19 protein-coding genes and 3 pseudogenes are annotated in these 19,083 nt (G+C 69.1%); 9 read left to right on the forward strand and 13 right to left on the reverse strand.

Annotation, left to right across the window (positions count from 1 at the left end; translation table 11 throughout):
• Nucleotides 1-11: 11 nt before the first annotated feature.
• Entirely contained in the window at nucleotides 12-755 is a 744-nt protein-coding gene (locus ACIRB1_RS44575) for an SDR family oxidoreductase (protein ID WP_403469709.1), read from the reverse strand.
• Between the two features lie 99 nt (nucleotides 756-854).
• Here ACIRB1_RS44575 and ACIRB1_RS44580 point away from each other — a divergent pair, with 99 nt between their 5' ends.
• Nucleotides 855-1,757: a LysR family transcriptional regulator gene (locus tag ACIRB1_RS44580; RefSeq protein ID WP_403469710.1), complete on the forward strand. Its 903-nt coding sequence runs from the start codon at nucleotides 855-857 to the stop codon at nucleotides 1,755-1,757.
• Between the two features lie 395 nt (nucleotides 1,758-2,152).
• The gene (locus tag ACIRB1_RS44585) at nucleotides 2,153-2,404 is read left to right on the forward strand and encodes an integrase core domain-containing protein (RefSeq protein WP_403469711.1); all 252 of its coding nucleotides are present in this window, start codon (nucleotides 2,153-2,155) and stop codon (nucleotides 2,402-2,404) included.
• Between the two features lie 176 nt (nucleotides 2,405-2,580).
• On the opposite strand, the gene ACIRB1_RS44590 is transcribed toward ACIRB1_RS44585, so the two are convergent.
• Nucleotides 2,581-4,221, reverse strand: a complete 1,641-nt coding sequence (locus ACIRB1_RS44590; protein ID WP_403469712.1) for a glycosyltransferase family 39 protein — start codon at nucleotides 4,219-4,221, stop codon at nucleotides 2,581-2,583.
• Nucleotides 4,222-4,406: 185 nt separating this feature from the next.
• Between ACIRB1_RS44590 and ACIRB1_RS44595 the strand changes: the two genes are divergently transcribed.
• The 3 genes from ACIRB1_RS44595 to ACIRB1_RS44605 are packed head-to-tail and all read left to right on the forward strand — an operon-like array spanning nucleotide 4,407 to nucleotide 6,966.
• Nucleotides 4,407-4,853 (forward strand): GntR family transcriptional regulator, encoded by a 447-nt coding sequence (locus ACIRB1_RS44595; RefSeq protein WP_403469732.1) that lies wholly within the window; start codon nucleotides 4,407-4,409, stop codon nucleotides 4,851-4,853.
• Nucleotides 4,850-5,917 (forward strand): ABC transporter ATP-binding protein, encoded by a 1,068-nt coding sequence (locus ACIRB1_RS44600; protein ID WP_403469713.1) that lies wholly within the window; start codon nucleotides 4,850-4,852, stop codon nucleotides 5,915-5,917. Before ACIRB1_RS44595 ends, ACIRB1_RS44600 begins: the two co-directional genes overlap by 4 nt.
• Complete coding sequence (locus tag ACIRB1_RS44605; protein WP_403469714.1) at nucleotides 5,914-6,966, forward strand: cell wall protein; 1,053 nt, start codon at nucleotides 5,914-5,916, stop codon at nucleotides 6,964-6,966. The genes ACIRB1_RS44600 and ACIRB1_RS44605 overlap by 4 nt, the downstream gene beginning before the upstream one ends.
• Before the next feature lie 103 nt (nucleotides 6,967-7,069).
• Here ACIRB1_RS44605 and ACIRB1_RS44610 read toward each other — a convergent pair whose 3' ends face one another.
• On the reverse strand, nucleotides 7,070-7,936 hold the full coding sequence (locus tag ACIRB1_RS44610; protein ID WP_403469715.1) for an aldo/keto reductase: 867 nt from the start codon (nucleotides 7,934-7,936) through the stop codon (nucleotides 7,070-7,072).
• Nucleotides 7,937-7,992: 56 nt separating this feature from the next.
• Nucleotides 7,993-8,793 carry an SDR family NAD(P)-dependent oxidoreductase gene (locus tag ACIRB1_RS44615; protein WP_403469716.1) on the reverse strand — a complete coding sequence of 267 codons (801 nt, stop codon included), beginning with the start codon at nucleotides 8,791-8,793 and terminating at the stop codon, nucleotides 7,993-7,995.
• A gap of 88 nt (nucleotides 8,794-8,881) precedes the next feature.
• Between ACIRB1_RS44615 and ACIRB1_RS44620 the strand changes: the two are divergent.
• A pseudogene (locus tag ACIRB1_RS44620) lies at nucleotides 8,882-8,980 on the forward strand (transcriptional regulator); the annotation flags it as partial.
• A gap of 285 nt (nucleotides 8,981-9,265) precedes the next feature.
• On the opposite strand, the gene ACIRB1_RS44625 reads toward ACIRB1_RS44620, so the two are convergent.
• The gene (locus ACIRB1_RS44625; RefSeq protein WP_403469717.1) at nucleotides 9,266-9,643 is read right to left on the reverse strand and encodes a GntR family transcriptional regulator; all 378 of its coding nucleotides are present in this window, start codon (nucleotides 9,641-9,643) and stop codon (nucleotides 9,266-9,268) included.
• A complete protein-coding gene (locus ACIRB1_RS44630; protein ID WP_403469718.1) occupies nucleotides 9,640-10,389 on the reverse strand; it encodes a hypothetical protein in 750 nt (249 codons plus the stop codon). The genes ACIRB1_RS44625 and ACIRB1_RS44630 overlap by 4 nt, the downstream gene beginning before the upstream one ends.
• Nucleotides 10,390-10,602: 213 nt before the next feature.
• On the opposite strand from ACIRB1_RS44630, the gene ACIRB1_RS44635 reads away from it, so the two are divergent.
• On the forward strand, nucleotides 10,603-10,974 hold the full coding sequence (locus tag ACIRB1_RS44635; protein ID WP_403469719.1) for a DciA family protein: 372 nt from the start codon (nucleotides 10,603-10,605) through the stop codon (nucleotides 10,972-10,974).
• Between the two features lie 267 nt (nucleotides 10,975-11,241).
• Here ACIRB1_RS44635 and ACIRB1_RS44640 read toward each other — a convergent pair whose 3' ends face one another.
• The 3 genes from ACIRB1_RS44640 to ACIRB1_RS44650 form a co-directional block, all read right to left on the reverse strand.
• Nucleotides 11,242-11,700 (reverse strand): GNAT family N-acetyltransferase, encoded by a 459-nt coding sequence (locus ACIRB1_RS44640; RefSeq protein ID WP_403469720.1) that lies wholly within the window; start codon nucleotides 11,698-11,700, stop codon nucleotides 11,242-11,244.
• A gap of 251 nt (nucleotides 11,701-11,951) precedes the next feature.
• A complete protein-coding gene (locus ACIRB1_RS44645; RefSeq protein WP_403469721.1) occupies nucleotides 11,952-12,383 on the reverse strand; it encodes a hypothetical protein in 432 nt (143 codons plus the stop codon).
• A gap of 288 nt (nucleotides 12,384-12,671) precedes the next feature.
• Entirely contained in the window at nucleotides 12,672-13,268 is a 597-nt protein-coding gene (locus tag ACIRB1_RS44650) for a TlpA family protein disulfide reductase (protein WP_403469733.1), read from the reverse strand.
• A gap of 442 nt (nucleotides 13,269-13,710) precedes the next feature.
• Between ACIRB1_RS44650 and ACIRB1_RS44655 the strand changes: the two genes are divergently transcribed.
• Together ACIRB1_RS44655 and ACIRB1_RS44660 are read left to right on the forward strand one after the other, a co-directional pair.
• Entirely contained in the window at nucleotides 13,711-14,061 is a 351-nt protein-coding gene (locus ACIRB1_RS44655; protein WP_403469722.1) for a hypothetical protein, read from the forward strand.
• 88 nt (nucleotides 14,062-14,149) lie between these two features.
• Nucleotides 14,150-15,341 (forward strand): annotated as a pseudogene (locus ACIRB1_RS44660) (IS110 family transposase).
• Nucleotides 15,342-15,349: 8 nt separating this feature from the next.
• On the opposite strand, the gene ACIRB1_RS44665 reads toward ACIRB1_RS44660, so the two are convergent.
• The 4 genes and pseudogenes from ACIRB1_RS44665 to ACIRB1_RS44680 all read right to left on the reverse strand — a co-directional run.
• Nucleotides 15,350-15,604 (reverse strand): amphi-Trp domain-containing protein, encoded by a 255-nt coding sequence (locus tag ACIRB1_RS44665; protein WP_403469723.1) that lies wholly within the window; start codon nucleotides 15,602-15,604, stop codon nucleotides 15,350-15,352.
• Between the two features lie 917 nt (nucleotides 15,605-16,521).
• On the reverse strand, nucleotides 16,522-17,034 hold the full coding sequence (locus ACIRB1_RS44670; RefSeq protein WP_403469734.1) for a chloramphenicol phosphotransferase CPT family protein: 513 nt from the start codon (nucleotides 17,032-17,034) through the stop codon (nucleotides 16,522-16,524).
• Between the two features lie 594 nt (nucleotides 17,035-17,628).
• Nucleotides 17,629-18,534: a Ku protein gene (locus tag ACIRB1_RS44675; RefSeq protein WP_403469724.1), complete on the reverse strand. Its 906-nt coding sequence runs from the start codon at nucleotides 18,532-18,534 to the stop codon at nucleotides 17,629-17,631.
• Nucleotides 18,535-18,754: 220 nt separating this feature from the next.
• Nucleotides 18,755-18,838, reverse strand: a pseudogene (locus ACIRB1_RS44680) (DUF6207 family protein); the annotation flags it as partial.
• Between the last annotated feature and the right edge of the window lie 245 nt (nucleotides 18,839-19,083).

Consider the following 19,083-nt stretch of genomic DNA (forward strand, 5'->3'; position numbering starts at 1 on the left):
GGTCAGAGCACCTAGAGTTGCGAAGCCCCTCCGTCGACGGGGAACTCCGTTCCCGTCGAGAAGGTCGCATCGAACGCCAAGTACGCCACCGCGGCGGCCACCTCCTCGGACGTCCCCAGCCGCTGCATCGGGTTGGTGCTCCGGTAGGTGTCCTTCATCGTCTCGACGACGTCGGCAGGCAAGGAGCGGTCCAGGATGCCCGTGTCGATCGGGCCGGGGCTCACGGCATTGACGCGCACCTTGCGCGGAAGCAGCTCGCGGGCCAGGGTGCGCGTCATCGACCGCAGGGCTGCCTTGCTCGCTGAGTAGACACTGAGCGCGTCGAGGCCCCGGACGTTCACCACCGACGTGGTGAGGACCACGCCGCTTCCCTCGCGCAGCAGCGGCGCCAACGCCTGCACCGTGAAGTACGGGCCCTTGGCGTTGATACCGAACAACTCGTCGTACATCTCCTCCGTCGTCGAGTCGAGCGGCGCGGACGCAGTGACGCCGGCGTTGACGAACAGCGCGTCCACCGCGCCGAACCGCTCCTGGACCGTGCCGGCCAGCGCCTTGATGTCCTTCAGGGACGCGGCGTCGCTACGGACGGCGACCGCCTTGTCCCCCAACTGCTCCAGTGCGGCGTCCAGGGCGGATCGGGTGCGGCCGGTGATCAGTACGTGCGCCCCACCGTCCGCGAACAACCGGGCCGTAGCCAGGCCAATACCGCTGCTTCCGCCCGTGATCACGATCTTCTTGCCGTCATAAGTGGTCATGCCCTCAAGCCAAATATCCACCCGCACCCCCTGTCCAAGACCTGTTCCGCATGCCGCCATGTCCCAGGCGTATGAAGACGCGCGACGTACCCTGGGCGAATGGACGTTGATCTGCGGCTCGTGCGCTATTTCACGGTCGTGGCGGAGTATGGCAACTTCGGCCGGGCCGCCACCAAGCTGCACCTGGCGCAGCCGTCGCTGAGCCGCCAGATCCAGCGACTGGAGGCTCAGCTCGGTGTCCGGCTATTCGACCGCTCGCCGCAGGGCAGCAGCCTCACCGACGCCGGTCAGGCATTCCTTCCCAGGGCCCGGATACTGCTCCAAGGGGCCGAGCAAGCCGCTCGCGCCGCCAGAGCCGCCGTCCAGCCCCGTGCCGTCACCATCGGCTGCGCCGAAGGACTGGTCATCACCGCCTGTGTGCAGGAACTGCGCCGTCGGCACCCCGACGGCCAGGTCCGCACCCGGCACCTCGATTGGCGGGACACGCGCGCCCTCGCCGAGGGGCGGGTCGACGCCCTCGTCGCATACAGACCCCTGCCCTTGCCCACGGACGGCTTCCGGGTGACCAAGCTCCATGAGGAATCGCGGGTACTCGTCACATCGGCGAGCCATCATCTGGCGAACGAGAAAGCCGTCAGCCTGCGGACTCTGTCGGACGAGGAAATGGTGGCCTGTGTCAGCACTCCGGTTGTCTGGAGCACGCCCAAGCCGGTTGGCGACCGCCCGGCACCACCCCCGCCCGCGATCGACGACAGCTACGAGGACAAGCTGGAACTCATCGCCACCGGTCACTGTGTCGCGATCTTCCCTGCCGGCGATCGACGCGCTGCTGTGCGCGAGGACATCGCCCTGGTGCCCATCATCGACATCGATCCCTGCGAGGTCGTGCTCATCACGCGCGCTGACGACCCCAACCCGCTGCTCGGATCGCTGGAAGACGTCGCACGTACATCGCTCGGCACAGCCTCCCGACGGGAGAACAACGAACTGCCAGTCAACTGACCCCCTTGCCTCTGCGAGGTGTTCCATAGGGCTGTCGACCGCTCCAGTGTGGCTCCGACTCCACCGATTTCCACTCGGTCCGTCAGCCGTACATCGCCACGCGGTACGGACGCGCAAGCGCGCCACTGAGTGGGAGGGGGTTGCGGCTTACCGGCGGAGCCGAGCGTGTTCCACCTCCGCAGATTCACCGCGACGGACGTCTGCCGGTTGCCGGGTCGGTCAATCTGCGCACACGGACAGGCTCGGCCACCACAGCACCCCCAGCAGTCCGATCGGACGTCAGCCCACATCCAACCGTGACCACCGTCAACCCGGTGAACGTATGCGGTCAGAGCACGTCCCGGCTGCTGATGCCGTGTGCAGCAAGCAGGCCGACGCAGGTGGCGATGTAGTCGATGGGCCGTGTCGGCTCCGCCCTGGACAACGCTGCCGCGGAGTCGTTCCACTCGGTCCTCAAGGTCGAATACGTCCACCGCCACCGTTTCGCCACCCGCGCCGAGGCGCGGCTGAAGACCGCTACCTGGATCGCGGACTTCTACAACACCAAACGACGCCACAGCGCGGCCAGCGGGCAACCACCCGTCGAGTTCGAACGGATCATCCAACAAGCGCGAGCTCGGCCCGAGCAACAAGACCGGGCCGCATAACCAACGTCTCTACGAAATCTGGGGATTGACACCTACATGGGCCAGCGTTGTCCGCACCTTCCGCTTTGGGGAGACGGCCGGCGCCGCCATCGCGTCAGGCAGCCCTGCGGCCCTGGACGCCCTGCCTTCGCTGGCGATGGCGCCCAGGGCCGCGGCAGTGGGCGGCGGCATCTGGTTCAGCAGTCGGACCGGCGATAGATCCGCGCCCCGTCGACACGTGCGACCTGCGTGTACCGGCCGCTCACCAGATGCTCCAGCAGCGGGTACCCGGCCATCCGGTAAGGGGTGCCGGCGGAGTCGTCGACCACCAGGCACGGGGGAGCGGCGGCCAGTTCGCGGCGCAGGCCCGCCCACGCGCCCGGTACGGCATAGCGGGCCCCGACGCGGTGCACGTCCGCGCCGCCGCTGAAGTTGGTGAGCAGCCCTGCGGTCAGGTAGCGGCTGGTGGCGGATCGGCCGGCGAGCCAGTACACCTCCGGGTGCATGCTCCACAGGAAGACGCTCTGCCCGGGCCGGCTTTCGGCGTCCACCGCCGCGGCCACTTCGAGCGACTTGCCCATCTCCGGCGGCCGCACGCGCAGTGCGCCCGCTCCGAAGGCCGCGCCGACCGCCACCGCCACCGCGCACGCGACGGCGGCAGCCCGTTCGCAGGCGTCCGCGCGGCTCCGGGCGGGGGCGCGCCCGCGTGCCTGGAGCAGCGCCCACCACCGCGCAGGGCGTACGGTGCCGCGGCCGGCGTGCCCGCGGGCCGTGTGGACCGCGCGCAGCGCCAGCAGTGCCACCGGGGGGACGAGTTGCAGGAAGTAGTGGCCGTAGAAGCGGAATCCGGTGCTGACGCCCGCAGCGGAGGCGAGTAGCCACAGCCACAGCGTGCGGTCGAAGGCGCTGATCCGGTGCCGCCTCAGCAGCCGCGGCAGGAAGGGCGCGAAGCCGGCGAAGGCCACGGCGAGCCGGCACAGGATGCTCCGTGCGTGCCCGCACACCGCCGCGATCCCCGGCGGGGAGGCGGCGTACGACCCGGAGGACAGGTAGTTCCAGAAGACGAAGTCGCGTACGCCCAGCAGGAGCGCGCAGCCGGTGATCGGCAGCGCCAGCCCCGCGGCCAGCGTCGCGCCGTACCGCAGTCGGCAGTGCTGCGGGGAGGTGAGCACCTGGACCGCGAGCGGCAGCAGGGGAGCGAGTCCGACCTGTTTGGTGAGGGTGGCGGCGGCCAGCGCGAGGCCGGCGGCGAGGAAGCAGCGGCGGGCGGCGAAGTACACGGCGGCCGCGGTCGCCGGGAGCATGAAGACCTCGAAGGTCGCGGCCATCGCGTCGGGCGCCGGCAGCGCCGCCGAGGCGGCGATCGTGAGCACTCCGGCCGGCAGCCCCGCCCATGGCCCCCACTCCCCGGCCGCCAGGCGGGCCACGAACACCGCGGTGACCGCCAGCGCCACCACCGCGCACACCCGCACCAGCCACAGGGTGCCGGGGCCGGTCAGGGCGAAGCAAGCTTCGTACAGCCAGGGCACGAGGGGCGGCTTGCGGTCCACCACGTCGGCGTACATCCGGCCGCCGTGGAGCAGGGCGACCGCTTCGGTGCCGAGGTAGCCCTCGTCCGGGCTCCAGAACGGGCGGCGGAAGGAGGGCGCGCGCATGGCGAGCGCGAGGGCGAGGAGGAGCAGCGCCTGAGGGACCGGGCGACGGGTCCACCCGGGCGCCGTTCCGGCGGCCGGCGGCGCCGTGCCGCGCCGGATGCCGGTGTCCGGCGGTCGCAGGCGAACCGGGGATGGCGCCGTCGGGGCGGCCCGGCCGGGTATGTCAACAGGCGTGGTGGGCACTGCGGTTGCTCCTGTCGCGGAGGAGGGCGTGCGTCATCGCCGCGCGGCCCGTCACGTCGGTGCGCGGGAAATCGACTCAGTCCACTAGTTAACTAGTGGACTGAGTGTCGACAGGAAGCGCAGACGATGTCAACCGCCCCGAGCCCACTAGTCCACTAGTCCACTAGGGGTATGGTGTGGGGGTGGTGACCTTCCGTATCGAGCGGCGCAGCGGCGTGGCCGCGTACCAGCAGATCGTCCGGCAGACCAAACAGGCCCTGCGGCTCGGCCAGTTGACGCCCGGTGACAAGCTGCCGTCGGCGGCGGAGGTGGTGGCCGCGACCGCGATCAACCCGAACACCGTGCTGAAGGCGTACCGCGAGCTGGAGAGCGAGGGCCTGGTCGAGGCACGGCAGGGCATCGGCACCTTCGTCCGCAGGTCGCTCGCCCAGCCGGGTGCGGCCGCGGACTCCCCGCTCCACGAGGGACTGCGCGCCTGGATGGCCTCGGCCCGCGAAGCCGACCTCGGGCGCGAGGACGTCGCCGCGCTGCTGTCCGCCGGGCTCGACGCGTACTTCCCGAGCGACCCCGACGCCCCGTGCCCGGAACCGGGGCCCACGACTCCCGTCCGCAGGGCTGGCGAGGAGCGATGACCGACCACCCGCCGGCCGGTGTCCCGCGCACCGGCACCGATGCGCCCGCGCTGGAGGCGCACGGCCTCGGCATCCGAAACCGCGCCGAGTGGGCGCTGCACCACTGCGACTTCCGGGTCCCGCCCGGCCGGGTGGCCGGCCTGGTCGGGCCGAACGGCGACGGGAAAACCTCCCTGCTCGCGGTCGCCGCCGGACTGCGCGCTCCGACCGAAGGCTCCCTGCGGGTCCTCGGCCACCGGCCCGGCACCGGAGCCGTCCTGCCCCGCGTGGGCCTGCTGCTCCAGGACCGGCCGCTGCACACCGCGTTCACCGTCGCCGAGACGCTGCGCTACGGCCGGGAGATGAACCCGCTGTGGGACGACGCCACCGCGCGGACCGTCGTGGCCGACGCCGACGTGCCGCTCGGCGCCAAGGTCGGCCAGCTCTCCGGCGGCCAGCGCACCTGCGTCGCCCTCGCCCTCGCGCTCGGGAAGCGACCCGAACTCCTGCTGCTGGACGAGCCGATGGCCGACCTCGACCCGCTGCGGCGGCACGCCATGATGGCCGCGCTGATGACCACCGCCGCCGAGCGCGGCACCACCGTGGTGATGTCCTTGCACATCCTCGCCGAGCTGGACCTGGTCTGCGACTACGTGCTGCTGATGGCGCGCGGCCGGATGCTGGTCGCCGACGACGTGGAGTTCGTCCAGGCCGCGCACACCCTGGTCACCCACACCCTCGACGGCAACGAACCCTCCGGCACCCGGGCAGGCGGCGAACCCCATGCCCCCCACCGGGACGCCGCCTGCCCGGCCCCGGACGCCCCGCTGCCTGACACACTGCTCGGCCACACCGTCGTGGAGGCGCGCACCACCGGCCGCCAGCTCACCGCGATGCTCCAGATGCCGGCCTCCCTCCACCGCGCCGTGCACGCAGAGACGCCCACCCTGGAGGAGATCCTGCTGGCCTACCTGCGCAACCCGCAGGCCCCGCCCCTGCTCGCGCCCCCCGACGAGCCGCTGACCCGCCCGGCCGACCAGCCGCGCGTGCACCACCACCGGCCCGACACGGACCCCGACCGATGAGCGCCCTCGCCCGCTACGTGTCCTGGCCGCAGCGCGAAGAGCGCGCAGCCCAGCTGCCGTTCCCGGTGCCCCGCCTCGCCGGACCCGCCTGGCCGGCCTGGCGGCGGCACCGGGCGGTCTACCGCACGACGGCGGTATTCGCCGTCCTCGCCGCGCTATGGTCGGTGGAAGAGCACTACCAGCTCGTCTCCGCCGTGCACCACTACGCCGACCTCTGCCGGGCCGCACCCCACCCGTGCGACTCCGCGATCGGCGGCGTGGCGACGCCGACCATCGCGCACATGTCGCCGTCCGTACTGCGCTACCTGCCGCTCGCGGTCGGCGCGCTGGTCGGCGGGCCGCTGTTCGCGCAGGACATGGAGTCCGGGACCCACCGGCTGGCCTGGACACAGTCCGTCGGCCGCCGGGAATGGGCGGCGGTCAAGCTGGGAGTGGCGACCGCGGTCACCACCGCGGCGGCCGTCGTGCTGACAGTGCCGGTCACCTGGTGGTGGTACTCCGCCTGGCGCGGCCACAACGGCGGCCCGGACCGTTCCGCATGGCGCGCGATCGTCTGGTGGAACGACTGGGACTTCTTCGCCTGGACCGGCCCGGTCGGCGTCGCCCACCTCCTGCTCGCCCTGATGCTCGGAGCGGCCACCGGCGTGCTGGTGCGCCGCACCCTGCCCGCGGTCGCGCTCTCCGCGGGGCTCGGCGAGGCAGTCCTGTTCGGGCTGGAGAAGCTGCGCCCCCACCTGCTGACCCCGCACATCCACCGCACGCGCGGCCTCGGCTTCCCGAACTCCCCGCGCGACGGCTGGTACCAGCGCGTCGGCTACGTCCGGGCCGATGGCAGCCTCACCGCCAGCCTCCCTCCCTGTGCCGGCCGCGACCTCCACGCGTTCTCCACGTGCATGCGGCAGCAGCAGATCGTCGGGCGGTACAACAGATCCTTCACGATGGACCAGTTCCTCCCGCTCCAACTGATCGAGACCGGGATCTGCCTTGCCGCCACCGCCGCGCTGGCCGCCTTCTGCCTGTGGTACCTGCCCCGCGTCACCGCCCGTTGACCGCGGCCGCCCAGATGCCGCGCTCAGGCCCCGCGGCGCGGCCGCAGTTCATTCGTCAGATGCGGCCGGGGGGCCGGCAGCGACATCGGCGCCCGGGGCGCTGTCAGCGGTGGCTCAGAGCAGGGGGCGTGGGCTGGCCGAGAGTTGCTTTCGACTCGTCGACCAGCCCGGTCAGGCGCGAGACCTCGATATCGGTCAACTGTTCGGCAACCTCGGAAGCTTCGATGTTGGACCGGAGGTGGTCGGGACTGCTCGTGCCAGGGATGACGACCATGGAGGGTGAGCGGCGCAGCAGCCAGGCCAGTGCGATCTGGGCCGCTGTGGCGCCCAGGCGCTCTGCCGGGCCGGTCAGCTCCTGGTGGTCGCTGAGCCGTCCGGCGGCCAGCGGGAAGTAGGGGACGAAGAGGATGCCCTGGGCCTCGCAGTCGGCGAGGACCTGAACGCCGCTGCGGTCAAGCAGGTTGAAGCGGTTCTGCACCGCCGCGATGGGGGTCATCTGCTGGGCGCGCGCCAGCATCTGCGGTGACGCGCCGGAGAGGCCGATGCGGCGGATCAGTCCCTGCTCGCGCAGTTCGACGAGTACGCCGAGCGACTCCTCCAGCGGCACGTCCTGGTGTGTGCCGGGGGTGTCACCGACGAGTCGGAGGTAGGTCAGCTCGCTCGTGTCCGTTCCCATGTCGGTCAGTGCCTCGTGGACCTGCCGCCGAACCGTCTCCGGGCGGCCGTCGACGACCCAGGACTTGTCCGGGCCGCGCTCCGCGCCGACCTTGTTGCCCACGATCACGCCCTCGGGGACCGGCCCCAGAGCCTGCCCGATCAGCTGGTTCACCGTTCGCGGACCGTAGGCGTTCGCGGTGTCGAAGAAGGTCACGGCCAGGCGCAGCACCCGCCGCGCCGCCTCGGGGTCGTCCGGGAATCCCCAGACCCTCGGGCCCGCGAGCTGCATGGCGCCGTATCCCACACGATTCATCGAATAATCCTCCTGCGTGTCACCAGGTGCATCCGGGCAGCAGGCGCGTCTCCGGCTCATGCCTGCATGCCGCCGTCAACCGGGAGTACCGCCCCCGTCACATAGGAGGCGCGGTCGCTCAGAAGCCAGGCGGCGGTCTGGGCGATCTCGTCAGGGTCGGCCGCACGGCGCAGCGGGGTGCGCGCGTTGAGCTGGTCGATGACGCCGGGCGAGCGGTCGTTCCATGCACGCACCATCTCGGTCAGTGTGGTGCCGGGAGCGATGGCGTTGACGCGGATGCCCTCCGGGCCGTAGGTGATGGCGGCCGACTCGGTGAGGCTGTTGACCGCCCGCTTCATCGCACCGTAGGCGGGCAGCGTAGGGTTGCCCATCAGGCTGCCGACGGACGAGTTGTTGACGATCGCACCCGTGCCGGCGGTGGCCCGGATGGCGGCGACCTCGGCAGACATCGCCAGCCACGGGCCCTTGAGGTTCACGGCGTAGACATGGTCGAAATCCGCCTCCGGCACTTGGTCCATCGGGGCTGGCGGCACGCTGGTCGCTGCGTTGTTGAAGGCGACGTCGAGCCGGCCGTACAGGTCGACGGTGCGGTCGACGGCGGCACGGACACTGGCCCCGTCGGCCAGGTCGCACACTGCGTACTCGGCAGTGCCGCCAGCCGCCCGGATTTCCTCGGTCACCGCCTTGAGCTGGCCCTGCGTGCGAGCCGCGAGCAGCACCCGGGCGCCCTCCCGGGCGAACAGGCGCGCCGCGGCGGCGCCAATACCGCGACCGGCACCGGTGATGAAGGCAACTTTGCCGGCCAGCAGGCCCACGGCCGCTGGGGTGAAGGTGTCGGTGGTCTGTGCGTTGTTCATGGCAGCGAGCCTGCGTCAGGCCGCAGGGCCTATCCAGGCACCAGGGGTACCTGGATAGGCTCCGCGGCACCCGCGCACACTGGGTGGCGTGGACAGACGAGAGCTGGCTGGCCTCCTGCGCAGCAGGCGTGAGCGCATCACCCCTGCCCACGTGGGTCTGCCCGACGGGCCGCGCCGGGCTCTACCCCGACACGACCCCTCAGCAACCCACACCACCGCTTCACGAGGAGTGGATCGAGTGCGGCCAGGTCAGGGGCACAGACCACTGCCGGAGTTGTAGTAGATGTCGATCGAACCGCTCCAGGTCATGCACAGGCCGGGCTTGGGCAGGTCCTTGTATACCGGGCCAGCGAAGGTCGTGTAGGAGCCGGCGTCCCTCGCGGGGGTGCTGCAAGATCGTGTTACGAGCTCTTAGGAGTTCTAAGCGGGACGAGGGCCGCAGCGGCACCGTCGGCTCGCCCCCGTACAGCCGCTACTCCTCCAGCGCGTCCCGTACTGCCCGCTGCACCGTCTCCCCGTCCACGCCCAGGCCCCGGGCTTCAGTCACGAAGCGGAGGGCTAGTTCCGCCAGTTTGGCCGGGTCTGGTGTCCGGGGCGGTGCCGGAAGCGGGGCCACCCGTGTCCCCGCCCCACGGCGGGTGCGGATCAGGGACGCCGCCTCCAGTTCGCGGTAGGCCCTCGCCACCGTACCCGCCGCCAGGCCTAGGTCGGCCGCCAGCTGGCGCACCGTCGGCAGGCGTTCCCCCTCCGGTATGCGGCCCGTGGTGATAAGTGCGGCCAGCTGGGCGCGGATCTGTTCGTAGGGCGGGACGGGGCTCGCGGTGTCGACGTGGACGGCGGGACCGTTCACCGGCGCACCCCGGCCTGGGGCGCGATCACCGTGAACAGACACCACGGCACGGTGACGAGGGCGACCAGGGCCGTGGGCCACAGTGCCCAGTTCGCCAGGCGCCCCACCGTGCCGTCGCAGCCGATGTCCATCAGTGCGCCCGATGCCGTCGAGGCGGCGCCGAGAAGAGGCGCGGAGACCAGCAGCCCCCATGCGGCGACGATCGCCAGTGACCGGTCGCGGCGGGTCTGCTCGTCGCCGGGGCGGCGGGCGATCCGGGTCAGGGACCAGACGCATGCGGTGGTGGAGACGGCGAGGGCGGCGAGGATGGGCAAGCCGTAGAAGAGGCCAGGCCAGGGGCTCGTGCTTGCCGTGCTTCCGTCCGGGCAGGTCACGGTCAGGGAGCGCCCGGCGTGGCCCATGTCGTCGGACGAGGCGACCACGGCGGCCACCGTCAGCAAGACGACGAGGACGGCAGCCTCGGCGAGGAGCAACAGGGTCATGCGCGGTGGCACGTAGTCGCGAATACGGCGCGGCGCGAGACCTGCTGTGCGGACGGTTCCTCGCAGCGGCGGTGTCAGCGCGTCGCCCACCAGGACGCCGGCGACGGCGCAGAGCCCGAACACCGGGATGGCGTACAGGATGTCGACGCCGAGGCCGTCGTTCGAGCCGACCAGGCGGGCGGCGACGAGTCCGACGAGCAGCCCGGCCCAGCGCGCATAGCGGTCGGTGGCAGTCGGGCGTGGGACGGTGCCGAGTTCGCGCATGAGGAACCCCCGTGTGCTCGCACTTGTACTCACCGCTTGTGATTACACGATGCGACCCAGCGAGGATTTGTGTCAAACATTTGGTACAACTCCCGTGTGAAAGCTCGTCGCGCGCGGCCACCTGAAGGTTGCCGACTACTTCAAGCGGCACCCGATCTGCACCGTGGCTGATGCACTCGCCCTCAACGCCGGGAGCGGCATGCTGGTCACCAAGTGCGAGGGGCTCCCGGCGACTGGGCGACGTTGCGCGAGCGGTGGGCGGCCATCGCCTCCGAGCTCGCCGGGCACGTGACCGCGGTGTCGTGTGACGCCGCCTCCGGCCGGCTCCCGGTGCGCCCAGAGTCGTCGGCCTGGGCGACGAAGGCCCGGCTGGAGCAGACTCAGATCATCGCGGCCAACACGTCGGCTGGCCGTGCACTGTGCTGGGAGGCCAACAGTCCCGCGTCCTACGCGCTCAGGCCCCGGTGCACCTCTTCCGGTAACCGACCAAGCGCGAAGCCCGGCCACCCTATGGTGGCCGGGCTTCGCGACGTCCATGAGCCAGAACCCGAGCCCTGGTCACGACGATCCGTCAATCCCAAGTAATCAGCGTCGATCCAGTTCAGGAAGGCTGGCTGCAGGAGCGCGATGATCATGAATGCGCTGCGGTCGCTCACACACGCAGATCCTGCCACTCAACTTCGCCTCTCCGCGCACCAGTTGTCCAGACAGTGCGCACGGTCTCGGCGGTGCTCCGTTCTCCCGTCTGCCGCAAACGGGCCTGGCACGTGCGGCGCGCGCGGTCCGGTGAACCGTGAGCCTGCGCGGTCGGGTGCAGGTGGGCTCCGCGCCACGTGGGCGAGGAAGCAGACTTCACTCCGGAATCGTGCGCTCGTACCGTGTGAGGGTCCGGCCGGAAATCGACCCGGAGGGCACACGGCCGACGGGGACACCGCCCATGGCCTCGTAGAAGGCCTCGGCGTTGGGGTCGGCATCGATGGTGAACCCGGTGAATCCCAGGGCTCGGGCAGTCTCCACCGCATGTGTGAACAGCAGACGGCCGACACCCTGGCCGATCGCATCCGGCTCGACGAACATCATGCCGAGAACACCCTGCGGCGCCACACCTTCCAGGGTCGTGAACCCCACGATGTGTCCGTCGCACTCCGCGACAGCCGTCCGACGAGTGGTCAACTCTGCATCTCTGAGGGTGAGTTCCTCCCGACACGCTTCAAGAAATGCAGTGTCATAGCCCCAGTGGGCCTTCGAGCGAAGCGCCAGATCAGATAGTAAGCCCGCTTCGCCGTCCTGGGCAGGCCGGATCGAGATCATCAGTCAGTACCTCCACAGAGCTGTCGTCACGCCTCGAAGCTCCTGGTAGGCGACGCAAACCGTTCGCGTCCCGCCTACCAGGAGCTTCTATCGGCACAGCCCCTTTAAGAAGCCTTCGTGAGTACGCTCACGATGCCTTTTCGACCCCTTGGGGTGGTGCGAATTGCCAGCATGGCCCCGCGCCTGAGAGTAAGCGAGAGATTCGGCTGAAAGAACTCAGCGCGGCGGGGTAACGCTCGGCTTGTCGGCCCTTACGACGTTACCGAGTAAACGTTGGAGCAGGTGAGTCCCGCACTGTTGCTGCCGATGCAGGCCCAGAACGTGTAGCTCACGTTCTCGGTGAGATCCCTGTGCGCGGTGGCCGTGTAGGGGGAGCTGTGTCCCGCCGTGTCGGCAATCAGGTAGGGGTTGGTTGTCACGTATCCGGAAATGCCGTAGCCGTCAGCCTTGGAATCGGCCGCAGTCAGCGTGTCCCCGTTGGCGGTCCACTTCACGGTGCCGGCAGTGGTGCCGCCGGTCTTGATGACGATGGTGCGGGAGCCGTCGCTCTGCAGGGAGCCGACATCGAACGTCGCACTCGGGCCTGCCGATGCGGATCCCGCGCCGATTGTCAACGCGGCACCCGTCATCACTACGGCAGTGGTGAAGATTGCTGCCGCACGCTTGCGAAAGGAACTGTTCACTTTCCCCCCAGAAATAGGTTACTGACGATCAAGCGGGATGAGCATACGACGAACCTATGTGCGAAGCGAGGGGTTTAAAATGGCCAAGAGTAGCCCGAATTTGAACGTTTAAGATTCGGTGCGCTGGAGTCGAGTCAGCCAGGGAAGTAGCGGGCCGGTCCGCAGGTGGCGGCGGTGTGACCGGCGGCATCCAGCCAGCAGAAAACGTTGTGGGCCCCACTTGACGGTGGGGCCCACAACGTGGCGAGGTTGCCATGACCGAAAGTCTGGAAACGGATTTCGACTAGTTCAGTTTCCCTTAACCACGGGGTCGATCATCTTGCGCAGCTTAGTGTCGTCGAGTCCACCAAATTCCCTGGCTGCTATTTTTCCGTTTTGATCCAGAATTATAGTGGCCGGAAGTCCCTGAAGGCTGACCGTACCTTTCGGAAATCCAGACAGTAGAACCTTTCCGGTTGGATCGTAAAGGCTCGGGTACGAAATATTATATTCATCCTCGAATGCCTTGGGTTGAGATTTTCCACTATCGCGGGTATTAATGCCAACGAATTGAACACCCTTGGTTTTCATTTCCTTGGCAACCTTGTTGAGGTACGGGGCTTCAGCTCGGCATGGTGGGCACCAAGAACCCCATACGTTGATCACTACGACCTTCCCCTTGAAATCGGCGACATCGAGGTTTTTGCCTTCAAGGGTTTCTCCCTTGATCAGTCCGGCAGTTTTCCGCTCTGCCTTGGCAACTCTTGCGATGCCGTCCGTGCTCATTACGTAGTTCGTCTGACCGCCGCCCCCGGACTTGCCGCTGCCGCAGGCGGACAGAGAGAGCGAACCGAGAGTGACGATGGCAGTCAGTGCGACTGCACGAACAACGGGCCTGGGAGTCATGCGGTGAGTTTCCCATGTGCCTGTGAAGAGAGATTCACCCCCCTCGGGGCGGGGTGAAAACAGCGCATCAGCCATGGATTCCAGGACGCGGTAGAGCTCGGTGCGGGGATCGGCGTGCTGGTGACCGAACCCGCCTCGAACTTCCGGCTGCCAGCGCCACCCTGCGCCAGCGGCGCGAGAGCATCGCTCCCGGATCGGCCGGACTCAGCGCGGTGGTCGGCTACAGGTTCGGCCCCGGACGACTCAGGGCGCGCCATGAGACGGCAGGCAGCTGCAGCAACTCCCGTTGGCCTGGGCTGGTATGGACTGCGGATGTGGCCGGTCCGCCGAGCACGTGGCGGAGCTCCTGCTGGAGGTCGCTCGTGGCCAGTCGCGGGGGGTAGCGGGCGCTCTTGACGGTCGCGCCTGGAGCTCGCCTACGCTCTTCGGGCCGGCTCCTGCGGTGGCCTCGGTAGCTCTGGCAGCTCTTGCGGACAACGTCCCGCTGCAGGCTCGAACTCAGTTCCTCGACCTTGTGCAACTCATGGTCGCTGGTGGAGGTACGGACTTCGGTTCTGCCGCCCAGGAGCTGGACTTGCCGGAGCTGTGTCGTGAGATCACGGCCCGGGGGCAGTGGCTGCTGTATGGAGAGGTGGTCTCCGGCAGGTCCGTCATGGACGCGGGCACCGCATTCGAAATCCTGATGGTCGTGGAAGAGAACCGCGGACGGCTCCAGGCTCTGCGAGAGCAGGCTGGCGAGTTGCTGCCGTGGCATTGCCGGACAGGGCTGTGCGACGACGATCTTGTTGGCTGATCGTGAGGGCTGCCCAACGGAGCAGACCAGAAGCCAACACTCCCGCCGTAGCTGTGATGACGATCACCAGTGTCCCTCCCGGAGCCAGATGACGACGGAAAGGGGTGAGCGCCGGGTATCGACGCCGGGAAGACCCGATCACCACTGCGTGGTGATCGACGACTCCGGCAAGCGGCTGCTGTCGCGGCGCGTGGCCAACGAGGAGACGGAGCTGCTGAATCTCCTGGCCGATGTCCTCGGCCTCGGCGACGAAGCAACGTGGGGCATCGACCTGGCGGACGGAGGGGCCGCCTTGGTGATCGCTGTCCTGCTCAACCACGGCCAGCCGCTGCTCTACATACCCGGCCGGACCGTCAACCGCGCCTCGGAGGGCTACCGGGGCGACGGGAAGACCGACGCCAAGGACGCGGCCGTCATCGCCGACCAGACCCGCATCCGCCGTGACCTGGCACCGCTGCGGCCTACCGACGAGCTGGTGGCCGAGCTGAAGGTCCTCACGCGCCGCCGCCGCGACCTCAGTGACGACCGCACCCGCACCGTCAACCGGCTCCGCGGCCACCTCACCGAGATCTTCCCCGGCCTGGAGCGCGAGCTCGACCTGACCAACGTCGGCCCGCTGGTGCTGCTGAGCGGCTACCAGACCCCGGCCGCCATCCGCCGAGCCGGCACCCGACGGCTGACGACCTGGCTGCGCAACCGCAAGGTCGTCCGCCCCGAGCAGCTCGCCGACAAAGCCGTCCAGGCCGCCGAGGGCCAGCACACCGCTCTGCCCGGCGAGCAGATGACCGCCCAGGTCGTCCACTCCATCGCGAAGGAGGTGACGGCCCTCAACGAGAAGATCGCCGAGACGGACAAGCTCATCGAGGGCCGCTTTCGCCAGCACCGCCATGCCGAAGTGATCGCCGGCATGCCGGGCATCGGCCCGCTGTTGGGAGCCGGGTTCCTCGCTGCCACCGGCGGTGACCTGAGCACCTTCGACAGCGCCGACCGGCTCGCCGGATTCGCCGGCGTCGCCCCCGTCGCACGCGACTCGGGAAAGGTCAGCGGCAACTTGCACAGGTCCACCCGCTACAACCGCCGCGTCCAACGCGTCTTCTATACCTCCGCGTTGATCAGCATCCGCTGCTGCGACGAGTCCCGTCGCTTCTACGACCGCAAGCGCGCTGAAGGCAAACGACACAGCCAAGCCGTCATGGCCCTCGCGCGCCGACGTGTTGTGGGCTCTCCTGCGTGACGGACGGTGCTACCAACCCACACCGCCCGTCACCCTCGCGGCTTGACATCCTCATTAGGAATCGTCCGCCGCCCGGTCCGCCTGCGGCGTCCGCCAGGACAGTTCGATCTCCAGGTCGATCTCGCCGTCCTCCAGCTCGACCTCGATCTCGGTGCGGAACTCGTCCGGGATCCGCACCGTCAGCCGACCGGGGCCCAGTTCCAGCTCCGCCTGGCCACCACGTCTGAGCGCGGCTGCCAGGGCTTCGATCTGGTCGGCCGCCTCGACGCGTGACAGCGTCCGCTTCTGTTCGAATTCGAGGTCGCTCACGGAAGCCTCCCAGAATCGAGTGGGAACGGCGGACGTCTCTCATTGTCACGCCGCTTTCCAGCATCGGCCCGGCGAGGCAGCGCCCGCATCCCCGGCGGCCCGGCCGGGGCCGCGGTCGTTCGAAGTGGCGGCCGCCGGTAGGCGTGGGACGCTGGAAGCGAACTCGTGAACACGCGCGTGGGGTCGGCGACCAGCTCATGCGAAGTCCCGTAGCAAATGGCACCGGGCAGGTGCGCCGCCGCAGCCACCATTGGGCGTTCTCAGCCGGCGAGGGATGCCCGTACCGCGGCTGCGTCCCAGCGCGGGGGCGACGACGTCGACCCCGGCACCACGCCTCGCCTCCCGGCTACGCCCAACAGACCAAGGACGACTACGCCACCTTCACTCGGGCCATCAACGGTGGCGCCTGCCCGCCGTCCCTTCCTGAGCCCCCACCCACCTGGGCCCTTGCCCGTCCCCTGCGTCAGCGCCGCCGTGCCCGCAGTCGCCTGCCCTGCCTTCATGCGCCCACCCGGCCGAGATCACCCGCCCAGGCATCCCGTTCGATCAGAACCGCCCTCATGATCGGTAGAGATACGGCTTCTTATACCAGTCCGCTATCGGTTTCTCTTCGGCTTGCGCACCACTATCGCGATGGCTGCCCCGAGGAGAATTCCGGGAATGACCAGGATTCCGAGTGACAATTTCGGCATCGCGAGGTGAGCCAGATACATGCTGCTCACGCTCGTGACGGCCGCCACGATGGACCCGATACGGTCGGGTTTACGCTCTGGTGAGCGCATTTGTGTCACCTTTTTCATCCCCATCGGTAACGGCGGATTCCAGTATTTTGGCCCACTCATTGTCCGCGCTCGCCTGAGCCGGGCATTCGGATGGGCGGTCAGCCGACCGGTGGCTGACCGGCCGGGGGTTCGCCCTCAGTTTCTCAAGGCGGTGGGGGTCGGACGGTGCGGTAGGAAGTTCTTGATCTGCTGAGCGCAGTCGGCCGGACTGGCGGTGCTCGTGTCGCACTGGATGTCGTAGAGGCCGTGGGCGTGGACCTGGGTGATCTGGCGTGCGGCCAGCCCTGGCGGACGGTCCCCGCGCTCGTGCTCGCGCCGCTGCAGTTCCGGCAAGGGGCAGTGCACTCCGACCAGTACCACGTCTTGGGGGGCGAATAGGGCGAGGCAGTCGAGCAGACGCCACTGCTCGCTCAGGACGTGGTCGACCACGATGTTGTTGCCGCCTGCAGCCATGCCGGCGACCGCGCGGTGGTAGCCCATCCAGGTGTGCCGGAGCATGGAGGGCAGATCGTCCGGCGTGATGTCCCGTCGTGCCCGCATGGCGTGGAAGGCGTCCACCCGCATGTGGAAGTACGTGTCGTCCAGGACCGGGAGGAGCTCCTTGGCGATACTCGACTTTCCCGAACTGGATGTGCCGTTCAAGAAGATGATCAGTCCGCCGGATGGCTGCGAAGCTCTCGCCGCGGCCCACAAGCTGGTGGGATTCAGCTTCTGCTGGAACTGCCATCGTCTTTCCCCGCCTTGTGCGCCGCCGGTATCCGATCATGATGCATGCTCGGATACCGGCGTGGATGGACGCCCCTGCGGTGGCCTGTTGACGCGCTCTCCAGCTGCTGACCGACAACCCGCGTGTCCTGTCCGGGCCGCAGCCGCACAGGCGGAGCTGGAACCGGACGACGACCAGCACCCGGGCGGGCTCCGCGGCCTGTTCCGTCGGCGGGCCTGACGTCGGAGGGTCCGGCCTGGATGGACTGGATCCCCACCACAGCTGGGGCCCGGAGGAGAGGCGACACGCCCTGACCACCGCCCCGACCACGGTGGTGGGCAGGCCGACCATGACCCCGACCACGGCAGGTCAGCGCGCTGAGGCACCTGGCCGCCCGCCCGTGCGCACCCGGCGTTGTTGAAGGAAGCCTCCGGGAAGGGCGATGGCAGGGGTAGCGTCCTGCGCCATCGGAGTCACCCAAATGTGGGTGACCGGGGTCGGCAGACCACCGGCACGGTGAAATGCCGGAGCGCTCGCTACGCGCTGCGCCGCGGCTTCCTCGAGGGAGCCTTCTTGGCGGGCGTCTTCCTCGCGGTCTTCTTGGCCGTGGCCTTCTTCGAGGACCCGGCCGGCATCTCGTGGACGCTGGCGTCCTCACCCCGGGAGGCCTGGGCCTTGCGGACGGATTCCTGCAGGGCCGCCATCAGGTCGAGGACCCGGCCCGGTGCAGCGGCCGGTTCGGCCGTCTTGGGCGGTTCGAGGCCGTCCCGCTTCGCCTCGATCACCTTCGCGATCGCCTCGGTGTAGCGGTCGGTGAAGTCGGGGCCTTCGACATCGTCGCGGGTCATCCGGTCGATCAGGTATTCCGCCTCGGAGATCTCCTCGTCGGTGACCTCGGTCGCCGTCGGCGCAAGCTCGGACGGGTCGCGGATCTCGTCGGGCCAGCGCATCGCGTGCAGAACGATCGCCTCACCACGCACCCGCAGCAGTCCGAGGCGTTCCCGGCCGGACCAGGCGTACTTGGCGATGGCCACCTTCGACGAGCGTTCCAGCGCCAGGCGAAGGAGTTTGTAGGGCTTGGCCGCGACTTGTCCGTCGGGCTGCAGGTAGTAGCCCTCAGCGAGCTGGATCGCGTCGATCGACTCCAGCGGCACGAAGGCGTGGATCTCGACGGCTTTCGCGGTCGGCAGCGGCATCTGCCGCAGGTCCTCGTCGGTGACCTGGACGATCTGCGTCTTGGATACCTCGTACCCCTTGCCGATCTCCGAGGCCGGAATTTCCCGGTCCTCGATCTCGCAGACCTTCCGCACGCGCACCCGGCTCATGTCCTCCAGGTGGACCTGGTGGAATCGGATGCTGTGGTCCTCGGTCGCGCTCACCACGTGGATCGGCACGGTGACCAGGCCGAAGCTGATGGCGCCGGACCAGATGGTTCGGGGCATGGCTGACCTCCGCGTCGCGCCCCGAGCGCCTCCAGCCTATGAGCCGTCCCGCCGTCCGGCACGAGGAAGGCCCCGCGTAGGGGCTGTCGCTACGCTCCAGGCTTCGTGGCGGATGTCCAGGAAGAGCCGCAGCTGCAGGCCGGGTTCGCCGGGCTCCCGGGTCTGTACGGTCCGCTGGCGCCACCGCGCACTGCGCGGCGAGCAGCTCCTGGACGGCGAACGCGGTCGCGTCGTCGGCCGCCGCGACCTCCACCACGGCCAGGCGGCCGGGCAACGCCACATGCGCGTCGTCGGCCTGCTTCATGTACGGCACGACGCCAACAACGCCCGCCGAAGTTCTCCCCCTCCGGCGACTTCACCCGACCAGGTAAGGCCGCGCGTCATCGAGGTCGCTGATCGGCTTGCCGGTGCGTCAGGGCCAGGAGTGTGGCGGTGATTCAGGGGTAGCCGGATAGGTGGCTGTCGGGGCGTCTGACATGAGGGGGGCGGTATGGGCCTGGCCGGGCAGGACGGGGGCCCGCGGTCGCTTATGGGCCAGGGGATGTCGGT

Source organism: Streptomyces sp. NPDC096013, from assembly GCF_044763565.1.
Classification (GTDB): Bacteria; Actinomycetota; Actinomycetes; order Streptomycetales; family Streptomycetaceae; genus Streptomyces.